This is a genomic window from Elioraea sp. Yellowstone, from assembly GCF_006704265.1.
Classification (GTDB): Bacteria; Pseudomonadota; Alphaproteobacteria; order Acetobacterales; family Acetobacteraceae; genus Elioraea.
In genome coordinates this window covers 1-6,035 of the sequence record NZ_VIKA01000177.1, presented here as the reverse complement: position 1 = coordinate 6,035, position 6,035 = coordinate 1, and the positions used below count along the sequence as shown (strand labels likewise).

Sequence of the window (6,035 nt, the reverse complement as noted above, 5' to 3'; positions counted from 1 at the left end):
AAACGGCCGGTCCGCATTCAACGGCGCCATCAACAGCCCCTCAGCAGCGCCCGATCAGCGGGTTTTTCGAGGTGTCCAGTCGTCGTTCGAGCAGTCGAGAAGTCCGCGCAGGGTCATCACCTCGTCGGCGATCGACGGGTCCGCGAGCAGGTTGGACGTCGCAAACCCACCCTGTTCGGGGGCCGATCATCATCGCCGCGAAGCCGACCGCCCGGGACGCGACCTCCGGCTGGCGCCGTCTCCGGCCGGGAGAGGCCCCCGACCCGCTTTGTCCGCGGTCGGGGGGTGATGCGGGCCATGCACGGTACGACCGACGCCCAGGATTCCAGCCTGCCTCTGCCGGGGATATCGATGTCCCTCGCCGCAGAGCGCCACCCTTTCCTGACGAGGGGAGAAGGCCCGAAGGCGTGGGCGGGGGCGTGAGCCTCCCCCTCTTCTCTCCCCTCAGCCGGTGGCAGGTCGTCGCGCCCCTCGCCAAGCGCGCCCGCACCCCCTAAACCTGCGCGCCGAGACGACCGCGCGATACCCCATGGACCAGATCACCGACACCGCACGCTACGACCCCGCCGAGGCCGAACCGCGCTGGCAGCGCGCATGGGACGAGGCCGGCTGCTTCGCCGTGCCCGACCTGCCCGACGGCACGAAGCCCAAGTACTACGTGCTCGAGATGTTCCCCTATCCCTCGGGCCGCATCCACATGGGGCACGTGCGCAACTACACGCTCGGCGACGTGGTCGCGCGCTACAAGCGCGCGCGCGGCTTCGCGGTGATGCACCCGATGGGCTGGGACGCCTTCGGCCTGCCGGCCGAGAACGCCGCGCGCGAACGCGGCATCCACCCGGGCCGCTGGACCTGGGACAACATCGCCACCATGCGCGGCGAACTGAAGCGCATGGGGCTCAGCCTCGACTGGTCGCGCGAGTTCGCCACCTGCGACCCCGCCTATTACGGCCACCAGCAGGCGCTGTTCCTCGACTTCCTCGAAGCCGGCCTGGTCGAACGCAAGGAGGCCTTCGTCAACTGGGATCCGGTGGACCAGACGGTGCTCGCCAACGAGCAGGTGATCGACGGCCGCGGCTGGCGGTCGGGCGCGGTGGTGGAACGGCGCAAGCTCAGCCAGTGGTTCCTCCGCATCACCCGCTACGCCGAGGATCTGCTGGCCGCGCTCGACACGCTCGACCGCTGGCCCGAGCGCGTGCGCACCATGCAGCGCAACTGGATCGGCCGCAGCGACGGCGCGCGCATCCGCTTCCGGCTGGAGACGCCGGTGGATGGGCACGACGCGGTCGAGGTGTTCACGACCCGCCCCGACACGCTGTTCGGCATGAGCTTCCTCGCGCTCAGCCCCGATCATCCGCTCGCCGCCGCGATCGCCGCGCGCGATCCCGCCGCGGCCGCCTTCGTCGCATCCTGCCGCACGCTCGGCACCACCGAGGCCGCGCTCGAGACGGCCGAGAAGCGCGGCCACGACACGGGGCTGCGCGTGAGGCACCCCTTCAACGGCCGCACCTATCCGGTCTGGATCGCCAATTTCGTGCTGATGGAGTACGGCACCGGCGCGATCTTCGGCTGCCCCGGCCACGACCAGCGCGACCTCGACTTCGCGCGCAGGTACGGGCTCTCGGTCACACCCGTCGTGCTGCCGCCGGGCGCGGAGGCGACGACCTTCGCGATCGGCGACACTGCCTTCGTCGAGGACGGTACGCTGATCAACTCCGATTTCCTGGACGGGCTCGAGGTCCCGGCCGCCAAGCGGCGCATCGTCGAGGAGCTGGAACGGACCGGCCAAGGAACGGGCGTGGTGCAGTGGCGGCTGCGCGACTGGGGCATCAGCCGCCAGCGCTACTGGGGCTGCCCGATCCCGGTGATCCATTGCGATGCCTGCGGCATCGTGCCGGTGCCCAAGGACCAGCTCCCCGTGCGCCTGCCCGAGGACGTCGATCTCGCGCGCCCGGGCAATCCGCTCGACCACCACCCGACCTGGAAGCACGTCGCCTGTCCGCGCTGCCGCGCGCCCGCGCGGCGCGAGACCGACACGATGGACACCTTCGTCGATTCCTCGTGGTACTTCGCACGCTTCACCGCACCGCGCGCAGAGACCCCGACCAGCCGCGCCGCGGCGGATGCCTGGCTGCCGGTCGACCAGTACATCGGCGGCATCGAGCACGCGATCCTGCACCTGCTCTACTCCCGCTTCTTCGCCCGCGCGATGCGCGATACCGGCCATCTCGGCCTCGCCTCGGGCGAGCCCTTCGCGGGGCTGTTCACCCAGGGCATGGTGAAGCACGAGACCTATCGCGGTGCCGACGGCCGCTGGCTCTACCCCGCCGAGGTCGAGAAGCGCGCGGACGGCACGGCCGTGCATCGCGAGACCGGCGAGCCGGTCACCGTCGGCGCGGTCGAGGCGATGAGCAAGTCGAAGCGCAACACGGTCGATCCGGGCGCGATCATCGACCGCTACGGCGCCGACACGGCACGCTGGTTCATCCTCTCCGACAACCCTCCCGAGCGTGACATGGAGTGGACCGAGGCCGGGGTTGCCGGGGCGCACCGCTTCACCCAGCGCGTCTGGCGCCTGGTGCAGGGCGCGCTTCCCAGCCTGCCGCCGCACGGCACGCCCGCGCCGGCAGGCTTCTCGGCCGAGGCGCGCGCGCTCAGGCGCGCCACCCACCGCACCATCGCCGCGGTCACCCAGGCGCTCGAGACCTTCGCCTTCAACGTCGCCGTCGCGCGGCTCCACGAGTTCGCCAACGCGATCGCCGACGTGCGGGGCGAGGACGACGACCTCGCCTGGGCAAGGCGCGAGGCGCTCGAGGCGCTGGTGCGGCTCTTCTCGCCGATGATGCCGCATCTCGCCGAGGAGTGCTGGGCGCTGCTCGCGCCCGGGCAGGGCATGGTCGCGACCCTGCCGTGGCTCGAGCATGACACGACGCTCGCCGCTGCCGACACCGTCACGATCGCGGTCCAGGTGATGGGCAGGCTGCGCGGCACGATCGAGGTGCCGGTCGGCGCCGACGAGGCGGCCGTGCTCGCCGCCGCCGAGGCGGAAACCAACGTCGCCCGGGCGCTCGCCGGGCGGACGATCCGCAAGCGGATCCATGTCCCGGGCAAGATCGTCAACTTCGTGCTCTAGGCGCGCCGCCCTCGCCGCCGGCCTCGCGCTCGCCGGCGGCTGCGGCTTCCGGCCGATCTACGCCGACCGCGCCGGCACAGGCGGCGGCGAGGGGGAGATCGCCGAGGCTCTCGCCGCGATCCGCGTCGCCCTGATCCCCGAGCGCCAGGGCCAGTTGCTGCGCGAGGCGCTGAACGCGCGGCTGCGCAACCGAACGGGGGCGGCGCGCCACGAGCTGCGCGTCGCCCTCAGCATCACGCGCCAGGCGCTCGGCGTGCGGCGCGACGAGACGTCCTCGCGCATGCGCCTCGCTGCGGTGGCGAGCTTCACCCTCGCCCCCCTCCCCTCCGGCGACCCGCTGACGACGGGCCGGTCCTACGCGGTCGACGCGTTCAACATCGCCACCGACCAGTACTTCGCCGCGCAGCTCTCGGGCGAGGCGGCAGAGCGGCGCCTCGCCGAGCGCCTTGCCGAGGATATCGTCGCGCAGCTCGCCGCCTTCTACGCGCGTCGCGCCGCCGGGTCGTGAAGCTCGAAGGGGCCCGGATCGCGCCGTTCCTGCGCAACCCCGGCGCGGTGCGGGGCGTGCTGCTCTACGGCGAGGACGAGGGGCTGCGGCGCGAGCGTGCCGAGGCGCTGGTGGCCGCGGTTGCGGGCGGGCGCGACGATCCGTTCCGCGTCAGCGTCGTCCCGCGCGAGGCGGCCTCGGCCGATCCCGGCCGGCTGGCGGGCGAGATGGCGGCGATCAGCATGATGGGCGGGCGCCGCGCGGTCTGGCTGCGCGACGCCACCAATGCGCTCGCGGCGGCGATCGAGACCGCGCTCGCCGTGCCCGGCGATTCGCTGCTGGTGGTCGAGGCGGGCGCGCTGCGCCCGGCCGAGCGGCTGCGCGTGCTGTTCGAGCGCCGCCAGGACGCCGCGGCGATCGCCTGCTGGCCGGAGACGGGCGCCGATCTGCGCGCCTCGATCGCGGCACGGCTGACGGAGCTCGACGTCACGGTCGAACCCGATGCCCTGGCCTGGCTCGCCGATCATCTCGGGGCCGATCGCGGCGTCACGCGCCAGGAGATCGAGAAGCTCGCGCTCTCGGTCGGCCCGGGCGGGCGCGTCGACATCGCCGCCTGCGAGGCGGTGGTGGGCGATCACGCCGGGCTCGGCCTGGAGGCGGCGATGTTCGCGGCGACGGCGGGCGATCCGGCACGCGCGGACCGGGCGCTGCGCGCCGCGATGGCGGAGGGCGCCAATCCGGTCGCGGTGATCCGCACCGCGCTCAGGCACATGCAGCGGCTCTCGCTCGCGCTCGCCGAGGAGCTCAACCGCCTGAGCCCGAAGGAGGCCGCGCGGCGCGCGCGTCCCGCGGTGTTCTTCCGCCACGAGCAGGACTTCGCGCGCGCGCTCGCGCGCTGGACGGCGCCGCGGGTCGCCGCGGTCTCCGGCCGGCTGCTCGCGGCGGAGGCGGCGTGCAAGACGACCGGCGCGCCGGATGCGCTGATCGCGGCGCGCGCGGTGCTGGAGATCGCGCACGCCGCGGCGAGCATGCGGGCATGAACGATCGGCAACGATGCGATACCTGCGACTGCGTGCTAGGCTGGGCCGCCTTCACGGCAGACGGATCATGCAACAACACTCGGAGTGAGGAAACGATGAGCGCTCTTCTCCCGGGCGCGCCTGGACGGCGCAGCCTGATCGCCGCCGGGCTCGGTTCGGCGCTGCTCGCCGCCCTGCCGCGACGCGCCGAGGCCGCCGCACCGATGACGGGGCTGCGTCCGCCCGAGTGGTACCGCACCCGGCTCGGCGACTTCGAGGTGACCGTGGTCGGCGACGGCGATCTCGATCTCGGCGAGCCCGCCGCCGGCTTCCCCGCCCATCCGCGCGACGACCTGACGCAGCTGCTGCGCGCCAACTTCCGCTCGACCGAGAAGCTCGTTCTGCCGCAGAACTGCTTCGTGGTGAACACCGGCCGGCAGATGGTGCTGTTCGACACCGGCGTCGGCTACACTCGTCCCTTCGGCCCGCATACCGGGATGCTGCTCGCCAACCTGCGCGCGGCCGGGATCATGCCCGAGCAGATCGATGCGGTGGTGTGCAGCCACGGCCATATCGACCATGTCTGGGGCATCATCGGCGGCGACGGCAAGCCGAACTTCCCGAACGCGCAGGTGTTCATCAGCAGGGCGGATTTCGACTTCTGGACCGACGAGCAGCGCGCCTCGGCGCAGGGTTGGATCGGCACCTTCGTGCAGGGCGCGCGGCGCAACCTGCTGCCGGTGCGCGACCGGCTCGCCTTCGTCGAGGACGGCAAGGAGGTTGTTCCGGGCGTGATCGCGGTCTCGGCCCCCGGCCACACGGTCGGCCATACCGCCTTCATGGTCCAGTCGGGCAACGCGAAGGCGATGTTCATCGGCGACCTTGCGCACCACGAGGTCATCATGCTGCGCCGGCCGCAGATCGAGTTCGCCTTCGATACCGATTCGAAGCAGTCGGCGCAGAGCCGGCTGCGCGTGCTGCGCATGCTGGCGCAGGAGCGCATCGGCGTGCTGTCGTACCATTTCGCCTTCCCCGGCATCGGCCACGTGGCTGCGGAAGGCGAGGGGTTCGCCTGGTATCCGCTGCCCTGGGGCGTCGCGCTCTGACGTCGTCGGCCGGGCGGCGCCGGACCGCCCGGGCCGTTCACCTCGCTGCCCGGCAGGGGCGCCGGCGGGAGTGTCCGCGCGCGGCGTCCCGATGCACCGGCGCGCGGCCCTACTCGGCTGCGGCCAGCCTTCCGCTCGCCTCGAGCAGCGCCGCGCAGGAGGCCTCGACGGTCGTGCCGATCGCGCCGGCGGCGGCGCGTGCGTGCTCGAATTCGCCCGCGGCGGCGGCCTGCTCGATCCGCGCCGCCAGCGCCGCCAGCGCCGCGAGGCCGTAATTGGCCGCGCCGCCC

At 72.9% G+C, this 6,035-nt stretch carries 5 protein-coding genes; 4 read left to right on the top strand and 1 reads right to left on the bottom strand.

Features of this window, described 5'->3' with window-relative positions:
- The first annotated feature begins 529 nt into the window (after positions 1-529).
- The 4 genes from leuS to FK498_RS16645 all read left to right on the top strand — a co-directional run bounded on the left by leuS (position 530) and on the right by FK498_RS16645 (position 5,745).
- Positions 530-3,133, top strand: coding sequence for a leucine--tRNA ligase (gene leuS / locus FK498_RS16660; RefSeq protein ID WP_141856526.1), 2,604 nt, complete (start codon positions 530-532; stop codon positions 3,131-3,133).
- Complete coding sequence (lptE, locus tag FK498_RS16655) at positions 3,099-3,641, top strand: LPS assembly lipoprotein LptE (RefSeq protein WP_141856524.1); 543 nt, start codon at positions 3,099-3,101, stop codon at positions 3,639-3,641. The genes leuS and lptE overlap by 35 nt, the downstream gene beginning before the upstream one ends.
- The gene (holA, locus tag FK498_RS16650) at positions 3,638-4,660 is read left to right on the top strand and encodes a DNA polymerase III subunit delta (RefSeq protein ID WP_141856522.1); all 1,023 of its coding nucleotides are present in this window, start codon (positions 3,638-3,640) and stop codon (positions 4,658-4,660) included. The genes lptE and holA overlap by 4 nt, the downstream gene beginning before the upstream one ends.
- A 95-nt stretch (positions 4,661-4,755) precedes the next feature.
- Entirely contained in the window at positions 4,756-5,745 is a 990-nt protein-coding gene (locus tag FK498_RS16645; RefSeq protein WP_141856520.1) for an MBL fold metallo-hydrolase, read from the top strand.
- Between the two features lie 109 nt (positions 5,746-5,854).
- On the opposite strand, the gene FK498_RS19445 is transcribed toward FK498_RS16645, so the two are convergent.
- Positions 5,855-6,035 (bottom strand): hypothetical protein (locus FK498_RS19445; RefSeq protein ID WP_202614887.1); only part of this gene is annotated, 181 nt, incomplete at its 5' end.

Excerpts from the sequence above, each read along its gene's own strand:
- lptE (WP_141856524.1), top strand. The coding sequence starts at position 3,099 with ATGTCCCGGGCAAGATCGTCAACTTCGTGCTCTAGGCGCGCCGCCCTC.
- FK498_RS16645 (WP_141856520.1), top strand. The coding sequence starts at position 4,756 with ATGAGCGCTCTTCTCCCGGGCGCGCCTGGACGGCGCAGCCTGATCGCC.
- leuS (WP_141856526.1), top strand. The coding sequence starts at position 530 with ATGGACCAGATCACCGACACCGCACGCTACGACCCCGCCGAGGCCGAA.